At 44.7% G+C, this 16,683-nt stretch carries 14 protein-coding genes and 1 tRNA gene; 3 read left to right on the top strand and 12 right to left on the bottom strand.

Features of this window, described 5'->3' with window-relative positions:
* Window positions 1-9: 9 nt before the first annotated feature.
* Both KCV26_04580 and KCV26_04575 read left to right on the top strand, forming a co-directional pair.
* On the top strand, window positions 10-1,221 hold the full coding sequence (locus tag KCV26_04580) for a transposase (protein ID WZX37659.1): 1,212 nt from the start codon (window positions 10-12) through the stop codon (window positions 1,219-1,221).
* A 174-nt stretch (window positions 1,222-1,395) separates the two neighbouring features.
* Window positions 1,396-1,469 (top strand) — tRNA-Ile (locus tag KCV26_04575).
* Between the two features lie 201 nt (window positions 1,470-1,670).
* Here the strand turns inward: KCV26_04575 and KCV26_04570 are convergent.
* The 8 genes from KCV26_04570 to KCV26_04535 form a co-directional block, all read right to left on the bottom strand.
* Window positions 1,671-2,084, bottom strand: coding sequence for a hypothetical protein (locus KCV26_04570; protein WZX37658.1), 414 nt, complete (start codon window positions 2,082-2,084; stop codon window positions 1,671-1,673).
* A 529-nt stretch (window positions 2,085-2,613) separates the two neighbouring features.
* The gene (locus tag KCV26_04565) at window positions 2,614-2,931 is read right to left on the bottom strand and encodes a hypothetical protein (protein WZX37657.1); all 318 of its coding nucleotides are present in this window, start codon (window positions 2,929-2,931) and stop codon (window positions 2,614-2,616) included.
* Window positions 2,932-2,995: 64 nt separating this feature from the next.
* Window positions 2,996-3,358 (bottom strand): hypothetical protein, encoded by a 363-nt coding sequence (locus KCV26_04560; protein ID WZX37656.1) that lies wholly within the window; start codon window positions 3,356-3,358, stop codon window positions 2,996-2,998.
* 49 nt (window positions 3,359-3,407) lie between these two features.
* Window positions 3,408-4,772 (bottom strand): hypothetical protein, encoded by a 1,365-nt coding sequence (locus tag KCV26_04555; GenBank protein WZX37655.1) that lies wholly within the window; start codon window positions 4,770-4,772, stop codon window positions 3,408-3,410.
* A gap of 160 nt (window positions 4,773-4,932) precedes the next feature.
* On the bottom strand, window positions 4,933-6,093 hold the full coding sequence (locus tag KCV26_04550; protein ID WZX37654.1) for an AAA family ATPase: 1,161 nt from the start codon (window positions 6,091-6,093) through the stop codon (window positions 4,933-4,935).
* A gap of 351 nt (window positions 6,094-6,444) precedes the next feature.
* Window positions 6,445-6,771, bottom strand: a complete 327-nt coding sequence (locus tag KCV26_04545) for a hypothetical protein (GenBank protein ID WZX37653.1) — start codon at window positions 6,769-6,771, stop codon at window positions 6,445-6,447.
* Between the two features lie 188 nt (window positions 6,772-6,959).
* On the bottom strand, window positions 6,960-7,667 hold the full coding sequence (locus KCV26_04540; GenBank protein WZX37652.1) for a hypothetical protein: 708 nt from the start codon (window positions 7,665-7,667) through the stop codon (window positions 6,960-6,962).
* A 70-nt stretch (window positions 7,668-7,737) separates the two neighbouring features.
* Complete coding sequence (locus tag KCV26_04535; GenBank protein WZX37651.1) at window positions 7,738-9,039, bottom strand: tyrosine-type recombinase/integrase; 1,302 nt, start codon at window positions 9,037-9,039, stop codon at window positions 7,738-7,740.
* Window positions 9,040-9,342: 303 nt separating this feature from the next.
* Here KCV26_04535 and KCV26_04530 point away from each other — a divergent pair, with 303 nt between their 5' ends.
* Window positions 9,343-9,771, top strand: a complete 429-nt coding sequence (locus tag KCV26_04530; GenBank protein WZX37650.1) for a hypothetical protein — start codon at window positions 9,343-9,345, stop codon at window positions 9,769-9,771.
* A 10-nt stretch (window positions 9,772-9,781) separates the two neighbouring features.
* Here KCV26_04530 and KCV26_04525 read toward each other — a convergent pair whose 3' ends face one another.
* The 4 genes from KCV26_04525 to KCV26_04510 are packed head-to-tail and all read right to left on the bottom strand — an operon-like array spanning window position 9,782 to window position 16,664.
* The gene (locus tag KCV26_04525) at window positions 9,782-11,494 is read right to left on the bottom strand and encodes a sulfatase-like hydrolase/transferase (GenBank protein WZX37649.1); all 1,713 of its coding nucleotides are present in this window, start codon (window positions 11,492-11,494) and stop codon (window positions 9,782-9,784) included.
* Window positions 11,495-11,506: 12 nt separating this feature from the next.
* Entirely contained in the window at window positions 11,507-13,393 is a 1,887-nt protein-coding gene (locus KCV26_04520; protein WZX37648.1) for an endonuclease/exonuclease/phosphatase family protein, read from the bottom strand.
* A gap of 5 nt (window positions 13,394-13,398) precedes the next feature.
* Window positions 13,399-14,988 carry a sulfatase gene (locus KCV26_04515; GenBank protein ID WZX37647.1) on the bottom strand — a complete coding sequence of 530 codons (1,590 nt, stop codon included), beginning with the start codon at window positions 14,986-14,988 and terminating at the stop codon, window positions 13,399-13,401.
* Between the two features lie 14 nt (window positions 14,989-15,002).
* Window positions 15,003-16,664, bottom strand: a complete 1,662-nt coding sequence (locus KCV26_04510; protein ID WZX38325.1) for a DUF4091 domain-containing protein — start codon at window positions 16,662-16,664, stop codon at window positions 15,003-15,005.
* Window positions 16,665-16,683 lie beyond the last annotated feature (19 nt).

Below are 16,683 nucleotides of genomic sequence, written 5' to 3'. Positions count from 1 at the left end.
CTAATAAAGATGGATAAAACCAGCATACTTAACCAATATAGAGGTATCTGTAGTGATGTTCTTGGTGAACTAGCTACGAAGTTAAACAAAAGTTTCAAATCATTCCTTATGGAGACGCTTATTTTGTATCTGGTCATTCCCGGGAGGATTAATTTCCTACAATTAGGGAGATATGGCAAGTCGTGTGAACAGCGATTCCGCCAGAACTTCTCGAAGGATTTTGATTGGCTGGAGTTTAACTTATCCTTGTCTGATAGGGTATTAACCGGAGACCGCAAGGCCATTGCCATTGATCCCAGTTATATATCCAAATCAGGAAAGAATACCCCTTGGATTGGTTACTTCTGGTCGGGTGCAGCCGGTCAGGCGAAAAGAGGATTGGAAATCCTGGGTGTTGGCCTTATCGACATTGACAACAAGGATTGCATCAGTCTACAGGCGGTTCAGACCCCGGACCGTCAAACCCTGGAGAGTCGCGAGGCCAACCTGATCGACTGGTACCTGCTGGTCCTTGAATCGATGCAGGAGAAACTCCATCGGGCAAGCCGTCACGTGGTTGCCGATGCCTACTTCGCAAAGAACAACTTCGTTATGGGTCTGCAAGAGATGAAGTTTGACCTGGTCAGCCGTTTCAGGGATGACGCCGCACTCTATTATCCAACACTGCAAAAACCAACCGGAAAGAAAGGCAGGCCTAAACTCTACGACGGGAAGATTGACTTGGCCAACCTGGATACAACCAGAGTGCAAAAGATCAACATTGACAACGGTGATCTCTACACCCTGGTAGCCTATTCCAAATCACTTAAACAGATGGTCAGGCTTGTCATCTGGTATTTCAAAGATGGGAAAAAACCAAAACTGTTCTTCTCTACCAATCCTGAGATGAGTGGAAAAGATGTCATAGAATTTTACCGCACCCGTTTTCAGATCGAGTTTTGCTTCAGGGATGCCAAAGGCTTCACCGGACTGATGCAATCGCAGGCAAGGGACGTGGCAAAGCTATCGTTCAACTTTAATGCATCACTTACCTCAGTCAACCTGGCAAAGGTACTGGCAAAGGAGAGAGGCATCCCCTTTTCGATGGCATCATGTAAAACAATGATACACAATGCCTACTTGCTTGAACGATTTATTTGCGTGTCTGGCATTAAACCGAACAGAAGATTAAATGATAAACTTGTCAAGGAACTCATTGAGTTTGCAGCCATTGCTGCGTGACTCTAAACTATATTTTTAACGAACTATTGTAAGAATAATAAGTGTGAAAAAATCATTAATCTTTTCAATTAAACATTTTTCTTTTATTCCGATCAGTTTAATGCATTCCGGTTTGGTAATTTGCAAAAAAAGTAGTAATATTGCACCCGCTTTCGACGCAAGAACTGTCGAAAAGGTCCCATAGCTCAGTTGGTTAGAGCACCTGACTCATAATCAGGGAGTCCTTGGTTCAAGCCCAAGTGGGACCACTTTTAAAAAAGGTAAACGGCTGTAAATAAGCTGTTTGCCTTTTTTGTTCGCTCTAATTTGGACAAAATATGTACATGTAGCTTCCAGATAGCCCAAAATAGGGCTTATTTGAATGTATCAAAACTGAAATTAATCCCTATTGAACATACAAAAAAACCACCTCAATAATTGAAGTGGCTTAATTGAAATAAAGAACGTTTTTACTTCATACCCAAATATTTTTTAACATGGTCGGGGTAATCTTCTGCTTCATAATTCCTCTTGGCAAAAGATAGGTCATTTCTGCACTCCCTTAGCCATTTGATATACTCCAGCTGCCCGGGTGTGGTAGGTCTGCTTAGTGGCTCAATAAACTTCCTATCAAAGGAATCAGACAAAGGGGTTAACAGTCGACAATCATTTTTATTAAAGTCATCATATAAGATTGCTCCAAACTCCAGCTTTAAATCTGCTATGTTGGTTTTACAAACGCCCATGTGACAAAATACAACCAGCCAGCTACTCCCCAATACTTCACGTAATAACTGTGATTTGTCCTCTTCTGTCATGCTCTCAAAGTATTCATCTACAAAAGTGAATAACTCCATCGGTGTTTTAATCTCAATTTGCTTCATATTTTTATTATATTATTGTTATATTTATTTATCCTGTTTGTAAATTATTTTAGTGCCATTTACGCCATTCACCTCCCCGTAAACTCGCCGTTTTTACTCGCCCTAATCTCGCCCAACCATTACCCTAAACTTACCCTTTTATTGGTTGTTTTGTAGATTAAAAAAATCTCCCTGTCGCTCTGAAAATGACGATTAAATAATTCTCTTAGTAGATTGAAAAACGATTAAATTTAGATACTCCCATTTTTCCCATTTGAGTAGTTCAGAATGTTTGCCAAAAGTTGCCGAAAGTTGCCATTTTTTTACTCTTGCTGTAATCATTAAAAAAGTAGCATTACTTTTCTTTTATGTATTTCGATTAGCGAGTTTAATTTTCTCTAAATCTTTTCTAATTGTCTCGTTAAATTCATTAATCATATTATTATACGCTTTTCGTGCCCTGTGAACCCTTATCTCTTTTTTTATTAGTGAGACTACTCTACAAATAAATATGAGCCCAAAACTCCAGCAAATGGCTGTCTGAATGAAATTAAATACTGTTGCTGTCATCACTTCCATTTTTTAAATTAATAGTCAATACATTAAATCCCTGTGCCTCCTGCTCTCTCAAATCGTCAATACTAATTGACTGAAGTTGAGGCAAAATAAACTTAGCCATGTCAAGCATGAATTTAATCCTGTCTTTTGGCTCCAATGAATCTAAATCTTTCTGCATCTTTGGTAAGTTGTTCTCAACCAGTAGTTGAAACGCCTTTCTTACTTGTTGCGTGGTTCGGTTCGGTACGCCCTTGCGAGTACCCAACTTGCCCGCCCTACTTGCTAACTCCCTGTTTTCTGTAAATGCCATAGCTATAAAATTTAAAATGTAAATTAATTATTTGTTTACCAATATTATATCATAATCCTTTGTGTTACATTGTGTTACTATAACACGTGCCTATTGGGTGGTGAAATTCAACTGTTATTGATTTTTGATAATCAGGAATTGAAGTTTTACCGCCCGTATATTTTACCTTGGTTCTATCCCTTGCCATTAACCAGATATACTCCCGCTTGCGCTCCTTAATCATTTTATGAAATGAAGTAGTACCAACCTTTGCAAATCTTTTCTTTGGTACACGCTCGCTTAAATCATGAAATAGAATAATGTAGTAATTGCTCGTTTTATCAGTCTTGAATACTGCAATCGGTTTAAACCAACCTATTATATCGGATAGGTTTGCATTTTCTCCATCTTCATTAATCAATCTATGAAATGTAAATTTTTCTCTCATGATGCTAATATTTATATTAATTTAAATTCTATCTTTTTGTTTTTATAAATTATACATCTAATATATTTTTCATTTTCTCCAATCTCAATAAATACGGTTCAAAAGTTATGTCTCCATTGTATCGCTTCACGTACGACAAATGTGAGGTAATGAATTTTTGAACATCGGTTATAACTTCACTTTCTGAAAGTCTAATTTCACCACTCGGCAAATCAATTGAATTGAAGAACGCTTTCAGCTTCATTATACGACCATCCCAATTACCTTGCGCCCTTTTATCTCGCCCGCTTATCCTGTTTGATGTGGCGGAGGTATCAGTCAACATCTTTGGTTCATTTTCTCTAATCGGGTGCGGTTGTGGCTTCACTATTTCAGCAACTACAATCGGACCGGGTGCTTTTACTTCAATAGGTGGCTGTTGAAATACTTTCACTTGGTCGGGTGCCTGCCTCATCTGTTTTATAAGATAGTCTGCAATATCTAAACCGCTTCTTTTTTCCTCATCAGTTGCGTTCTTTTCCAGAATATCAGAAACAACAACCTTACAACCGTATGTCTGCCTTATTTCATTTGCTCTTTTTGTCCAGATCTCAAAGGCTTGTTCCTTCTTTGGTAGTTCAGATTTACTTAAATCAGGGTATAATATAACAGAACGATCTTTTAATACTTTTGATTTTTCAACCGTCAAGCCGGCAACACCTCCAGCCCCTAACCAAATTAGTTGGGGATATAGAACACTTCCTATAACTGCCGTTTTTTCTGCCTCTGTAATTGCTACAATTTTATCGGGCTGTTCATTGAGTTGGTGTTCACCAAAATAACACTGCTTTAAATTATAATCATCTGGCAGTTTATCAGCTCTTTTAAGCGTGTTATGTATCCAATCAATGGCACCGCTTGCATTGTGCACTCTCTTGCCTGTGGTGGGGTTGTATTGCATTATCTTACCAGTTCTTACATTGCCGTTAATATCAATTTGCCAGAATATCACTCTCTTATCTTTAGTCGCTCCCAGTTTGTAGGTTCTGCAAAGTTCCTCAATGGAAATACTATTGTCGAGGCTCTTAAATAATCCAGTGAGGAAATACACAAAATTGCTATCAGTGCTTTGTGTTCTATCGAGGTACTCAATCGGAATTAATCCCATCGGTTTTGGTCGCTGTGGTCGCTGTATTACTCTTGTTGGTCTTGGTTCAAAACCTCCTCTTTGTGGATTATCAATAAAATATTGTTTTGGTGGGTAGTGATAGCCGCAACTATTAGCATGGTTACAAATTCCAACTATGGGGCTTATTGGTTGCCCAGTGTTTCCATCTAAATACAAAGTAAATGAATTACTTTTTTTACATTGAGGGCAAACAGTTCTGCTCTCTTTTCCTGTATAGGGTCTCAAATATGGCTGTTTGTACATCATTTTAATAATTATCAAAAGTTAAACATGGCTCCTGTAAAGGGTTTGCGTTTGGTGCAGGTTGGTGCGCCCCATAGAAAAGAACCTAACCCAAAGGTATGGTGCAGGTTAGGGCACCCCCCTATATAAAGGGGTGCACTGAACCATACTGTTGCCCCATTGATTAAACCATTGAGTATATTGTAGCATTTCCCTTTTTTTCCCATTTGACTAAACCCTCGCTTTTAAAGTGTGCAACAAAATTTTTTGCTCTCTTCTCTACAATATCATAAGCATTTTCAACCGCCAGAACAAAATCACCGTATTTCATTTGAGGCTCCTTTGTGAACATCCGTTCAAGTATGCCTGCGTGCTGTTCGTTATCCCAATCGGTCGGCTGTTTAGCTTTTTCCCTGCCTGTCTCTGTTTTAAGTGCATCAGCATCATTATCAGATAAAATGTAAGGCAATCCCTCCTCATCAATGCCAAAAACAATAGGTTTAAACTCCCTGTCTCTGGTAGCTATTGGCTCAATTGTTGAATAATCCTCATTCTTTTCTAATTTATTCACCCCTAAAACCGTCAAACTCTTATTCATTAATTCAGTGCCTACGTGTCCACGTGCATTATTGTCACCCTTGTTCATGTGAAGGATGCAATTAATATGTATCATTCTTTCAGTGCTCCATTTAAGTAGCTTACTGGTTATCATGGTGGCTTGCTCCTCATCATTTATTGAGGTTATTAAGTCGCGAATCCCATCTATAACCACAAATCCCAAATTTGGGGTATTGTAAATCAGATATTCAATTATCTGAAGTCTTTCTTGTGGTGTAAATGGTCTTAGTGAGTAAACATGAAAGTTTGGTAATGTATCATGATAATAATTTTTATCCAGTAGTCCATAAATACGCCTTGCACTCCTTTGAGCATAGTAACTGCTTTGTTCAGTATCAAATAGGATAACCGTTCGTTTATCCTCTGGCAATCCTCCTCTTATTCTGCCCTGTATGTCCGTATTACCTACAAGTGAGGCTACAAGTAAACCTGTCGCAAAGGTTTTACGGCTCTTTGCTTTACCTATTGTGGTGGAAGAGTCTCCTAATCCAAAAACTGGCTGTCCGTCAATCCATAAACAGTGAGGTGGTTTTTCCGCATCAGTTTTTAAATCCAGCTTTGAGGCTTTTGCAATTTCCTGTATCTGCTCATCAGATAGCCCCTTATTGTATCCAAAATCAGCCCCATTATACGGCTGTGGTGCGATTATTGGCTGTTCTTTGAGTAGCTGTTCATTCTTAGCAATATCAGCCCCCAGAAGCTCTACAAAGTTGTTATTATCTTGCATGGCTATTTGATTTAATGGGTGTATATTTCAGCTCACTGTCTCGTACGTACAGATACCATGCTTTATGCCCTGTTACCTCGCAATAGTTAGTACCCCAGTAGCCAATAAAGCGTCTTTCAACCAGTCTTAATATTGAGCTTCTTACCTCATTATAAGTGTACCTGTTATTTAGTTTATCCACTACCATGTTAGTAGTTGAGCTTTCTTTTAGGAATACATCGTAAACCAGCTTATCCAGATGAGCGCTTGCTTTGACTGCGAGTTTTTGCCTCTTATGCCTTTTATTGTAAAGATTTTGAGTATCTTTACTTCGTCTTTGGTTCTCGGGTAGGTGCATATTTGAAGTGTTTTTCATTGTGCACCTCCTCTATTTTTAATAGGTTGCATCAAACTTTCAAGTTCGGAACGTTTATAAAACCTCTTGCCTCCAATTCCGTAACTGTTTAACTTGCCCATTTTCTCCCAATTCCACAAAGTCGAGCTACTGGCAAACTTACCCCTAACCTCGCTTTTTGGTATGAATTCAGAAAATAACTCCTCTTGTTGAGGCTCCTGCACTTCAATGTTTAGTTTGCTTTCAATTCTGTTAACTCGGTTCAGAATTTCACCTACATACTTTGGCAGTGTTTCAAAAGTTGGTGTTTCTGGTGCCTGTACTTCTTTAATAATATTATCCATTTGCTTTAATATTTTATGTTCAGATATACCGAACGAATTAGTATTAAAACAAAGATAATAGCTTGTTATTCAGCGTGTTGGTTTACCTGTTTCAGGTAAATAGGGTATAAAAAAAGCCATTGAATAACAACGGCTTAGTATTTTTGCAGGTAAATGCAGGTAAATCAGAAGTAAATTTCAGGTAAATGCTACCCAAAAAGATAGTAGTAAGTGTCTTTCATTTTCTCTTTTTTCTCTTCTTCTATGTTTGAGGGTTTGTAAGTGCTTTCCTCAACTCCCAGTATATCACAAAACTGTTTTTGCCAGTTTTTAAAGTTTTCAGGTCTTGTTTTTTTATGTAATATATCACTATCATAAATAACGCTTGCAAGTGCCGATATTTGCATTTTACTATAATTAGGTACAAACTCCTTTAAATCAGATTTAAACCTGTCAAATAGTTCTCTGAATGCTTGGTTCATAAGATTGTCTAACCTGTCTAAATTCATTTGTTTTTTGTGTTTACTTCCTTTACTATCGGGGTTACTGCCCTGTGATTGATTGTTTAAAAACAACCATTCTTTGTTTTCGTTCCAATCGGTTGTATTATATTTTCGCTCCTTAAATTCATGAAAAAGTTTAAAATCATTTTCTTGAATTTTTAAAGCTCCAAACGGTTCATCAGGGTATCTACATTTTGCAATCCATGAGAAGAATTCTTCAAAATTGATAGGTAAAATTTTCGCTTCCTTCCTTAAATAAGCCTCATATTGTTCAGCAATTTTAGTGTAATCAGATTCTAATATTCCTTTCTTTTTTGATATTGATTCTCTTATTCCTGCACCCCAAACATCAAACTGTTTCTTTAATTCAGGGTTGTCATTTAGCTGTCTTTCTAACTTTTCTTTGGCTCCCATAGCTGTAATATTTATTTTAATGCTGTAAATGCTTTGTAAATGTCTTGTTCTGCTCCTGCTATCCTTGCGGTTACCTTGGGGTTTTGGCTGTAAATGCTTTGTAAATGTCTTGTTCTGCGCCAGGGTCTGCTTTGCCGATGTATTTTAATAACATCGCTTCGGTTGCGTGCCCTGTAATGGTCTTAATGTATGCAGTTGGTACTCTGCCATAGTAGTTAGTAGCAAATGAGCGTCTGCCTACGTGCGATGTTATCAGCTCATGTTTTTTGTAGGTACCTATAACCCCTCTAATTTTCCCATCTGGTAAAACCTTTGTAATCTTACCTTTCATCTTATTAGTGATGCCTGCTCTTAAACAAACCTCTTTTACAAAATTGTTATACTTTTGGGCTGTCAATCGTTTTGGAAATTTACCGCCTCTCTTATCCAGTATGGCTTTAACCTCTGGCAAAATTGGCACTGCCATTTGTTTACCAGTCTTAACTTGCTTAAACTCTATAAACTCTACTTTGCCTCTTTTTTTAACCATACTATCATTAAACCGCATGAAGTCGCTTACTCTTTGCCCTGTGTAGCATGAAATAATAAGCCAGTCTCTGGCTGTCTCTTGGTTTTCATTTAATCCTGTTACGGTTTCTATCTTTTTGAGCTCCTCAAAGGTTAACCATATCTTTGGCAGTTCATCACTCTCTAAATCTATTTTGAGAAAATCAAATGCACGATTTAGCTCAATGCCATTATGATGTTTTGCGTGCTTTAGAACGGTTTTAATGATGTTAAACCCTTTCTTAATAGTTGAGACTTCATAATTCTGGTTGATGCCGTACTCGGTCCATAAGTGGACAAACTCATCATCTACCTGTTTAATCTGAATGTCATCACTTGGAAAACCTTTTTCCTCTCTTTGATACTCAATGAAATTAATAACCATGTTTTTTATTGATACATGCTTTTTCCAATTAGCAATATTCTGTTTTAGCTTACGGCTTCTTACGTTTAAGTAATACTCAAAGTATGCCAGTAGCGTTGTTGGTATTATTTCCTCTTTAGGTGGGTTGTAATAGCTTTTAATTGCACCTTTGAGCCAATCCCTGTTAATCTCTTTGGCTTCCTCATAAGCGCTTAAAACGTGTTTTTCGAGGCTCTTTAACTCGGCTTCCAGTTCGGTTTTTCTGTTTGCTTTATCGGTGTCTCTGAAATTCCTGCCTGCTTTACAATCCTGCCAGAATGATTTTTCAATATTGCATTTGCTCTTTGGGTCATCAATTTGAGCCCTTATTGAAATAAACTCATCTTTAACTTTGTGAGTGAATCTCAAATTTAAATTTGCAGGTGTTTTTTTTGAGCGATATTCAAAATTTACGTTTGCCATGTCTTTAGTTCTTTAGTACTGTAAATGTACAAAATATGTACAAATAAACAAAACATAAGCGAACAAATTTATATTAGATTAATTCATTATTTTATTTAATACATTATATTTGTGCCAGTTATATTGTTTTTAAATGTTTTATTTTTCTCTCTTGTTCTATGGTTGTGGTTCAAGTGGGACCACAGCCCTCGAAATTTCCTCCGGAACGTCCAGTACGTACCGGAGGTTTTCATTTTATGCCAAAAAAACAGAAGGGAAAAAAAGAATGTGTATATTTACCGTTAAAATTAAGAAACGGTTGACATGATTATTGCGGTTGATTTTGACGGGACCATTGTTGAGCACGCTTATCCAAAAATAGGGAGACCCATTCCTTTTGCCATCGAGACCCTTCGCATGCTTCACAACGACGGACACCGGCTCCTTCTCTGGACGGTACGCGAAGGGCAGTTGTTACAGGAAGCCATTGATTATTGCGAACAAAACGGCATTTACTTTTTTGCAGCAAACGCGAATTATCCCGAAGAAAACCGGGAAGCCTCTCCTCGCAAATTAAAGGCAGATTTGTTTATCGATGATCGTAATTTAGGAGGACTCCCCGATTGGGGAATAATCTACGGGGCGGTGCAAGCTACCGTGAGGGGAGAGTGCTCGTTTGAAGCCTTTATAAGCAATACTCCTGTTCCCGCAAAGAAAGAAAAGAAGGGGTTCATGGGATGGCTTAAAAGGTGAAAAGGGATGCTCAGGGGTTTCTACGAGGTAAAATCGTAAATTTTCCCGTCAGTTCTTCACTGGATCTGTATCCGTACCTGACGGCCTTTACCCGGATGGTATGCGTCCCCTCTGTCAGCCTGAGACTCCCGGCATACAGCTTCCAGCGAGGAGAATCGCCTTCTTCTGTAGTATACACTATGGAAGAACCTTGTGTGGGGCAATAGAACGACAAGGACATCGGGAGTGTGTAGGTCCCTCCTTCCCGGTAGTTTTTCAATCCCCGGTCCTCTTCCGCATTCACAACGAAGTAGGGCTTATCCGTTACCGGTTGTTTCCCGCCAGGCCACATTTGCTCAATCATTTCCGACTCGTTGAGTAACCCCATGTCGTTGGTTTCCTCTCTCCACCGCTTTTGTTGGAGGCGCATCTCATCGAGCACTCCCCTGTATTCCGGGTTTTCGGCCAGGTTGTTCAATTGGAAAGGGTCAGCCTCCACATCGTAGAGCTCTTCCGGCGGCCGGCTGTCTGCCATCCATTTTTTCTGGTGAACGGTCAGCTTGCCTTCCGCATTGAGGCGCATCACTTCCTGCATGATCGGCATCCGGTTGAGGTAGGGAACCCAAATAGCGAAAGGCTCATTGGGGTAGTAGTTTTGGATGTAGAGGTATTTCTTGTTGCGGACGGAGCGCATCATGTCGTACGACTCATCCACCCGATCGCGTGCTGCGAAGACATACTCCCTGGGGGCTCCGGCCTGTGGCCCCAGAAAGGGCAATCCCTGCATGTGAACGGGGACGGGGATGCCGCTAAGCGAGAGAACCGTCGGGCCGAGATCGATGGCCGAGATCAGGTCGTCGTTGACCGATCCCGCATCCCGCCTGCCGGGAAAACGGATGATTAGCGGGATGTTTAACCCTGAATCGTACAACCACCTTTTGGCCCGGGGGAGTCCGTCGCCGTGATCTCCCCAGAAAAAGACTACGGTATTGTCCGCCAACCCCTCTTTCTCCAGTTCGTCCAGCAGCCTGCCTACGACCGAATCGAGTCGAGCGGTATTGTCGTACATCCTGGCAAGGTTGCGCCGGACAATGTCGGTATCGGGATAGTAAGGAGGAACCTTCACCTTGTCGGGATTGGTCTTCACCCGTGAAATGTCCCAGTTCTGGCTCTCGTGGGTTCCCGTATAGTTGAAGACTGCGAAGAAAGGTTGGTCTTTTTCCGGGCGGTTTTTGTAGTGGGCCTGATTGCCGCACTCATCCCAGATGCTTTCCGGCACAGGATCTTTGGCAAACTGATAGTCGGTCTTGCTATTGTTGGTGCAATAGTATCCGCCTGCCCTTAGGTATTCGGTAAAAGCTTTGACGTAATGCGGGGGGACCGCTGTGAACTCAACGGGGTTCTCAACGGAGCGGCGATAGCTCGTTGTTCTCATGTGCATGCATCCGATGGAGGTCTGATACATGCCCGTTATGATGCCGGCTCTGCAGGGAGCGCTGATTGCTGCAGTTGTAAACACATGGGTATAACGTATTCCCTCTGCTGCCAGCCGGTCTATGTTGGGGGTCCTGGCCAGTTCATCGCCGTAACACCCCAGGTGGGGGCTGAAATCTTCGGTAGAGATCCACAGGATATTGGGCCGGTTTGCCCCGGCTTGATCTTTTTCCGGTTGGGATGCTGCAGGTAGGATGCTCCCCAGGGTTGCCGGCAATACACCCAGCAACAGTTTTTGATGATTTTTCATAGTCATGTCTGTCTAGTCGGTTACCGGGAGCACTCTTTTCAGCAATCTCTCCCCCGAGGCATTGATCACTTCAACGGTCAGCCTGTCACCTTTCTTCTCGAGGACCATCACCGTGCCATCGGGCTCCTTGTTCCCTCCTCCGATGATGACGGGAAAGTTATTTCCCACTTCGCCTTTCTCGATCACCCGGAAGCGGTGAGTATGGGCATTGAGGGAGATATCGAACGGTGCACCTTTCAGTACCGGTATCCAGAGGTCGGAGCAGGGCGAAAAGCTGCCGGGGTTCACCCCGAAAATGGGAATGTGGTGGATCAGTATCCGTTTGGTTGCTTGGGTAAAGGCTCCGGACTCCAGTTCCTCTTTCAGAAAGTTGGCCTGATCGATCCGGTGTTGCGTGAAGTCGTTCATGCCGTAATAGACCTCGTGGCTGTCGGGTTTGTCTTCCCCGCAGTCAAGAAGGACAAAGCGGGTGTCCCCCAGGGAAAAAGCACTGTAGGAACGGCCTCTCATTCTCCCGAGGTAATCCCACAGGTGTAGGGAGTATTCGCCCCGTGTTTCGTGGTTCCCCCGAATAAAGACGGAGGGCACCTCATCGCTTTTAATGCGGGGCGTGTAGGCGAGCAGCCGGTTCACGATATCTCCCTCGACTTCCACGTCATCGAAGCAATCGCCGTTGAAGATAACCAGATCGTACGGCTTCTCCTCTACCAGCGCGTGCAACTTGTGGAACATCGTCATGTTGCTGTGGAGGTCGTTGTAGACGATAACCCGGAAATCCCGCGCTTTATCGTTCCAGGTGGTAAACGTTTTCAGGTCGGACCGGACCGTATCACCGAACTCCTTATAGTAACTGGAATAGCGGGTGATTTCCTGCGAGACAACCCGGTAATAGTACTTCGTGCCAGGGCGGAGGCCGCTCAGGTGTACGCGGTGGATCTTGTTGTTTGCTACCATCACTCCTTCGAGGAAGGGGCGCACCCGTTGCAGGCGGGTACTGTCGGTACCGTATTCCACCCAGCTTCGCGCCGGAACATGGGTAAGCCACATAACGGTCATCTCGTCGCTTCCCGGATTTTGCAGGTAAGGGATGGTACGCATCACCTCCGATGCAGGTGTCTTGAGGCGTATATCGGCGAACAGGGGACGGTGGTCGGATGCCACCGGTTCATCCACCACCTCGGCCTTGTACCTGGCGTAGGTCTCTCCTTTGGCTGTGTATCCAAATATATAATCGATCGTGTTGAGCGGATTGACTGAGGGTGAGGTGGGTTGTTTGGGGTTGGAAAGTATCTGCCATCCTTTTCTCAGGAATTCGATGGGGGCCGAGTCGGGGGTTGCGTTCAAATCCCCGATCAGGAAGACCGGTTTGTTGTAGCCGCTCACGGCTTCGGTGATGATTTTTACCGATTGCAGTCGCTCTTCCCCGGTGAGGGAAAGGTGGGTGTTGACCACCACATACTTTTCAAGTTCTACGATGAGCGCTGTGCGGGCTTCAGTGGCTCCGGGCAGGTCGATTTTCTTCACCGCCGCCGGTTTTTCCCGAGTCAGCATGCCGTTGCCGTATTTTCCTCCGTCGTGCAGGATCGAGTAGCCGAAGGTAGCGTACATCCCGGTCTGCTCGGAGAGCAGCCGGATAATATCGATGTTGCCGCTCCTGTTCGTCATGCTGTCCACCTCCTGCAGGCCGACCACTTCCGGGTTGACAGCGAGGATCAGTTTTCCGATGCGTTCGATATCGACTGTGTCGTCCATTCCCCTGCCGTGGTGGATGTTGTAACTCATGATCCTGCGGGTGTTTTCCCTCTGGGGAAATCGGTTGCCCTCCTGCAGAGAAACGGGTTGTGCCCCGCTGTGAAAGAGGGTGAGGAAGAAGATCAGTAAAAGGATCGTTGTTTTCATATGCATTAATTTTGATGCTCGAGGTATTCTTTCAGAAACTTTTTGTCCAGCTCATCGCTATCCCCGTACTGTCTCCGCAGCTCCTCCAGTTTCTTGTGCATCGTTTCGCGCACACCGGCATAACCGGGATCGTTGTAGACATTCCTCAACTCCATCGGATCCGTGTGCAGGTCGTACAGTTCCCATTCATCGATGTCGTAATAGAAATGCATCAGCTTGTATCGTTCAGTAGCCACGCCGTAATGGCGCTTCACCATGTGTACCGAAGGATACTCGTAATAGGTGTAATAGACCGCGTCGCGCCACTCGTCGGTTTTTCCGGCAACCAGCTCCCGGAACGTTTCCCCTTGCATCTCTTCCGGTGGAGTGATGCCGGCATAATCGAGGAGGGTAGGTGCAAAATCGAGGTTCTGAACAAGTTTGTCGACAACGGTGCCGGGCCTGATCTCTTTGGGATAGCGGATCAATAACGGTGTCCGGAACGATTCTTCATACATGAACCGCTTGTCGAACCACCCGTGTTCGCCCAGGTAAAATCCCTGGTCGGAGGTGTACACCACAATAGTGTTTTCCGACAACCCGGCCTCTTCCAGGTAGTCGAGTAGCTGGCCCACGCCGTCATCCACCGATTGGATGGTGCGCAGGTAATCTTTGATGTACCGGTTGTACTTCCATCGGGCAATCTGTTCGTCGGTGAGGTGGGGGTAACTGGCTTTGAACGCTTCGTTTTTGGGTGTATAGGCTGCCAGCCACTTTTCGCGTTGCTGCGGCGTAAACCGCTCGAGCTCACGGTGAAATCCGGTGCTGTCGCCCTGCGGATCCACGATCATTTTAAAATCGTGCCCCCACGTAGCATGCCCGTGGACCTGCATCTCCTGCTCCTTTGCGGCCCTTCCCCGCCCTTCGTAATTGTCGAAGAAAGTGGAGGGGGGCTCAAAGGTGACGTCGTCGAAGAGGTTGAGGTACTCCGGTGCCGGCTGCCAGTTACGATGCGGTGCTTTCTGGTGATAGAGCACGCAGAACGGCTTCCCGGGATCCCGTTTGTTTTTCAGCCAGTCGAGGGTAGCTTCGGTGATGATATCGGTGCAGTACCCTTCCTTTCGGATCTTCTTTCCGTTGATCAGGAAGTCGGGATTGTAGTACTGGCCTTGTCCGGGCAACACCATGGAGAAGTCAAATCCCTGGGGGATACCGTCGAGGTGTATCTTACCGATCATGGCTGTCTGGTAGCCGTTGGCCTGCATGAGCTTCGGGAAGTTGGGCTGGTCCCAGTCGAACGGCTGCACGTTGTCCACCTTGCCATTGACAAAACTGTGCTTGCCCGTTAGTAATACAGCCCTACTCGGGGCGCTGATGGAGTTGGTGACGGTCGATCGGGTAAACAGGGCACCTTCCTTCGCCAGCCGGTCGATATTGGGTGTCCGGTTGAGTCCGTATCCGTAAGCGCTGATTGCCTGATAGGCATGGTCGTCGCTCATGATGTAAATAATGTTCGGCTGCCGGGGCTCCTCGTTTTTATTTTGGCAGGCGGTCAGCAGGGCCAGTGAGCCGATGCCGGCCCACGTTGTGCGGATTACCGTGTTGTACTTTTTCATTTTTACGTCACGTTCTAAAGCGTGTTCAGCAACCTCTTGGCGTCGCTCAATCTCTTCTGCCAGTCGCTTGAAGGTTCCAGCGTGCCGAACCCGGCAATCGCCTCTTCTAGCTGCGCCAGCTTCTTCAGGGATTCGGGCGTGTTCTCTCCGGTGTACTTTTTCCGCAGTACCCGGATTTTTTCCGCGTCCTGAATCCCTTCCACCAGTCGTTCAAACCGGATGGAGCTTCGGGCATCGGGATACACGAAATAGGTGTCTCCTGCCGGCCAGGTCCGGAAACGGGAGTCGGTCAGCGGGTTCTCTACCCAGGAGTTATAGGCCCAGCGCAGGAATCCGTCTAAATCGAGGGCAGCCGCATACCAGGCTGCGTATACCGATTCTGCCGAAGGGGAGAAAGTAAACATGTTGGGAAATTTATCGGCACAACAGACGTAGTAAGTGGTGATAAGCCCTTTTGCTCTTCGTGCCTCGATCTCTTCACGGCTTACCTTGTTGCCGGCACCCACGCAAATATCTTTTATCCACGGATATTCGCGGTAACTCTTGTGATTATCCGCAAGCGAAACACCCAGCTCGGGTGCATAGAGTTCCAACACTCTAAGGGCTGCCTTCATATCGGCAGGCCCACGTTCGTCCATCGCGATATTGGTCTTTTCCAGCCATCCCTTTTCCCGGAGGTGACGGGTAAAGTCTTTCAGGAACACTCCCCACAGCTCTTCATACTCTTTCGACTGCGCCTTCAGCTCTACGGTAACCAGCTCGCCTTTCTCCATATCGTTGTAGTGCAGCTGGTTATTCCAGGTAAGGAGAGAGTAGCAGTTGATCATCTTATTGATGCCCAGATCCATCATGAACTGTACCCAACGGTCGAAAACGGTATAGTCGAAACTCCAGCTCCGGTCTTTGTTCTTCGTCCAGACAATCATGTCGGCATACGCATCAAAGCACTGGTTGTTCCAGGGGTCCTTGTTCAGGGTAGCAGTAATCACTTTTTGTCCCGCATCGGCCAGCATCTGCATCAACGGTTTCATTTTCTCGAAATGGGCGTCGCTCCACAGCTCCAGGTTGTGTACACGGGCTACGGCTGACGGGTGCTGCCACAGGTCGAGGTGGTAGCTCCATTCTGACGGCTCGGGCAACAGCCGGTCAACGATTTCCAGTTCGATCTCGAAATTATGGGGTGACTGGCCCCGGGCGTAGATGGTAAGTTCTCCCTTGTAGTTTCCGGCCGTAACATCGGAAGGGATGTCAAAGGTGATCCATAGCGGCCTGACGGTTTTTGCATCCAGGTTAAAGCATTCCAGGTTATCCAGCATGTCCGGCGCCAGCGAAGCAGGGAAGTCGCCCGGTTGGCGGTGCCCGCAGCCCGGGCCGAACTCATCGGTCATGACATAACGGACGAACCGGGCTTGTGCTACAGATGCGGGCAGGCTGTTCCCTTCAGTCTTGAAGTCGTTAAACGCGTACTCTACCTGGTCGATATCCTCGGCAGTCCAGAGCAGCAGTTGGGCGGACACTTTCTCGCCTTTCCATCCGGAAATTTTCACGTTGTTGACGAGGGTGATCTCCGGTGCCACGGATTTGGGCAGTTTGTCATCAACAGAGATGAACGAGGCGTGCAATCCCGCAGTTACGTGCGACCAGTCGGACAGGGTGTCGTTGGTGGGGTCTTTCATCTCTTCGAAGGTGATGCAC

The sequence above is a fragment of the Petrimonas sulfuriphila genome, assembly GCA_038561985.1.
In the GTDB taxonomy this organism is placed as follows: Bacteria; Bacteroidota; Bacteroidia; order Bacteroidales; family Dysgonomonadaceae; genus Petrimonas; species Petrimonas sulfuriphila.
Note: the sequence above shows the minus strand (reverse complement) of the source record. Positions and strands in the feature narration are given on the sequence as shown.